3 protein-coding genes are annotated in these 3,288 nt (G+C 40.8%); all 3 read left to right on the top strand.

Annotated features, from left to right (window positions below; translation table 11 throughout):
* The first annotated feature begins 139 nt into the window (after positions 1–139).
* The 3 genes from ACFVSH_RS24540 to ACFVSH_RS24530 are packed head-to-tail and all read left to right on the top strand — an operon-like array spanning position 140 to position 2,738.
* Positions 140–340 (top strand): DUF3311 domain-containing protein, encoded by a 201-nt coding sequence (locus tag ACFVSH_RS24540; RefSeq protein ID WP_192204757.1) that lies wholly within the window; start codon positions 140–142, stop codon positions 338–340.
* Positions 337–1,821, top strand: coding sequence for a sodium:solute symporter family protein (locus tag ACFVSH_RS24535; protein WP_387708349.1), 1,485 nt, complete (start codon positions 337–339; stop codon positions 1,819–1,821). Before ACFVSH_RS24540 ends, ACFVSH_RS24535 begins: the two co-directional genes overlap by 4 nt.
* 50 nt (positions 1,822–1,871) lie before the next feature.
* Positions 1,872–2,738, top strand: coding sequence for a nitrilase-related carbon-nitrogen hydrolase (locus tag ACFVSH_RS24530; protein WP_387708347.1), 867 nt, complete (start codon positions 1,872–1,874; stop codon positions 2,736–2,738).
* The last annotated feature ends 550 nt before the right edge of the window (positions 2,739–3,288 follow it).

The following is a 3,288-nucleotide window of genomic DNA, read 5'->3' as shown; positions in this document are numbered from 1 at the left end:
CCTTAAGACGCATGTACAATTGGTTGTAAGCAGCTAATGACAGTTAGCCACGGATGCTATCAAACCATCAGTTCAGTTTGAAACTAGGCTTGACTGATGGTGATCCATTTTTGGAAACCTAATTAGGGGAGGGTATAATTTGAATGCTATTAAGTTATTGCTTTTTGTTCCATTTATAGGGTTCTTAGGTTTATTGTCCTATGCAAATAAAATAGAACCGTACATATTGGGGATGCCTTTTTTGTTATTTTGGGTCGCATTTTGGATGGTCATGGCATCGATCATCTTAATGATTGTCTATAAGTTCGATCCTGATAATAAAGGGAGTGATTCTGAATGAATATATCATTACTCATCATTTCCATCTTCTTGGTTCTGGCACTTTATTTAGGGATAAAAGCAAGAAAGGGGAAGGATATGGACATGGAGCAATTTGCCGTAGGGGGCAGGGGCTTCGGTACATTCTTCATTTTTCTCTTGATAGCAGGTGAAATTTATACAACTTTTACATTCCTGGGCGGAAGTGGGTGGGCTTACTCAAAGGGTGCCGCTGCTTATTATGTTCCCGCCTATATTTTCTTAGCCTACGTCCTATCATATTGGCTCGTCCCTAAAATATGGAGATATTCAAAACGCCATTCCATCATCTCTCAGCCAGAGTATTTTGCATCTAAATATAAAAGCAGGGCAATGGGGATGATCGTTGCTGTATTGGGGAGCTTAGCCCTCGTGCCGTACATAGTCATACAGCTCAAAGGATTAGGTATCATTGTTTCCGAAGCATCTTACGGGGCTATTTCTCCAATAGCTGCAAGTGTCATCGGTGCTGTTGTCGTAACTACCTATGTAATGATTTCAGGCATTCATGGATCAGCATGGACAGCCATACTGAAAGATTTCATGATCTTGGTAGTCGTTATCTTTTTAGGGATTTACATTCCATTTCATTACTTTGGAGGCATACAGCCAATGTTCGAGACCGTCCAAGCTGCTAAACCGGAAATGTTGGTTTTGGCAGATCAAGGATTGAGTCAGTCCTGGTTTGTGTCCACCGTTTTGCTGAATGCACTAGGATTTTATTTGCTGCCACAAACATTCATGGTCGTTTTATCGTCCAATGGGGAAAGGACCCTTCGCAAAAATGCGATTGCGTTACCCTTATACACATTGTTACTGCTATTCGTTTTTTTCATCGGATTTACAGCCATCATGGAAATCCCGGGATTGCAAGGAGCTGATGGGGATCTCTCACTTTTAAGGCTGGCGATTCAAACATTCGATCCCAGGGTGATAGGAGTTATCGGAGCTGCCGGTTTATTGACGGCCCTGGTCCCTGCTTCAGTCATGCTAATGGCTGCATCGGTAGGTCTGACAAATAGCTTTTACAAAGTTCTGGTCCCTGCTGCGACTGAAACACATCAGTTGATTGTCTCCAGGATCATCATCATCGGTATCTCAATCATTGCTTTAATTGTAACGATAACAGGCGGCGAGGCTTTGGCCATCTTGAATATCATGTCATACAGTTTGATTACACAACTGGCACCTTCCTTGTTTTGCAGTTTATCAAAAACCAATATGATCAATAAGTATGGTGCAATGGCAGGGATATTGTCAGGTGTCCTGATAGTTTTATATGCGACAATTGCAGATGTGAAGGTTGCTACATTCCTGCCGGATATCCCACATGTAATTAATGATATCAGTACAGGCGTCATAGCTCTGTTGTTTAATATTCTTGTAACATTCATTGTAAGTGCACTGACTAAACATATCTCTATGCAACAGACCGAAATGAATGATTTGGACAAGATATCCTAATTTCTTTTAACAAGGCTAATGAAATAAAAAGCATGTTATGGGGGGCTTTTGTGAAAATTAAAATAACCGCTTGTCAATTTCGAGTAGAAAAAGTGTCAAATTTCAATGAATTTCAGAAACAAGTAGAAGACTTGATCACCCAAGTTCCCGAAAACTCGGATTATATCATTTTTCCGGAACTGTTAACCATCGGGCTATCAGCGGCCTTTGGAGAACAAGATGCTTCGTCCGTTATCAGGATTGATGAATATACCAATCAATACAAAGATCTTTTCCGTTCACTTTCCAGAAAAAGAAAGCAGGTCATCATTGCGGGCACGCATCTGGAACACCGCGAAAATGAATACTTCAATATCGCATACATTTTTGATAAAGATGGATCGGTCGTTGAGCATAAAAAAACTCATATCTTTCCTGCTGAAGCGAATTGGCATACTTCTGAAGGTGATGATCTGGAAGTTTACTCCGTAGGTCCGGTTAAGATAGGAATAGCGGTATGTTATGAAGCGGAGATACCTGAAATTTCAAGGATATTATCAGTGAACGGGGCCGACATCATTTTTTGCCCATCATACACATTTACAGAGGCTGGTTTTTGGCGGGTACGCCATTGCGCACATGCACGCGCAATCGAGAATCAGGTATATTTTGTTCATTGCCCAACTGTTGGTGAACCTGGGGCGCCGCTGCCGAACGGTTACGGCCGTACCAGTATACTTAGTCCCTGTGACAGCGCTTGGCCAGCAAATGGAGTAGTAGCCGAGGCGGTAATGAATGAACATACAGTCATTACCGGGACGGTCGATATGGACGAGCTTTATGAGAATCGAAAAAGTGGTGCGGCGACCACTTTCAAGGATCGTAATCGCCGAAAAGAGATGTATGCGAAATATGAGCCTTATGAAGGGCTGAAATAATCTTGTCTAAAAAAGGTGGTTCGGAAATTATCCCGATTATTATTTTTCACAGTTTTATATGAGATGATTCTCAATGAATGGAATGAATTTGTGTTACTCCTGCCGAATAACTGGCTAGCCGGGACTCCTCGTAGCGAGGAGGCTAGGCAGTCAGTAGGCGGAAAGGGAGCCGATTTCTAAAAGCAAGCTCGAACTTTTTTAACAAAGACTGCTGGCTTTTCTCAAAATTTGTCTACAGTATGCGACAATATTAATACAAGGGTGTTTTTCCTCTTCTATCTTCCAATAAAAAAACCGAAGGAATTGTCATACTAATCTAGTTTAAGATTTGCAAAACCTTTCGTTTTATGGCTTCCATGTATGATTTTGCATTTATTCCTCACTTGGCGCGCATTAACTATAAAATGTTTCTATTCTCTTGCGCATGAAACGGGAATTGACTTAATATACAAAATATATTGTCAAATGCATGTTACATATATTAAAATGTATGTAACCATTCCATATTGTAATAATATAGATAGTCACCCTATTTATACCTGTTATGATG

It is taken from the genome of Peribacillus sp. NPDC058002, assembly GCF_042886655.1.
Taxonomy (GTDB): domain Bacteria; phylum Bacillota; class Bacilli; order Bacillales; family DSM-1321; genus Peribacillus; species Peribacillus aracenensis.
The sequence above is the reverse complement of the archived record's forward strand: the minus strand, read 5'-3'. Positions and strand labels throughout refer to the sequence as shown.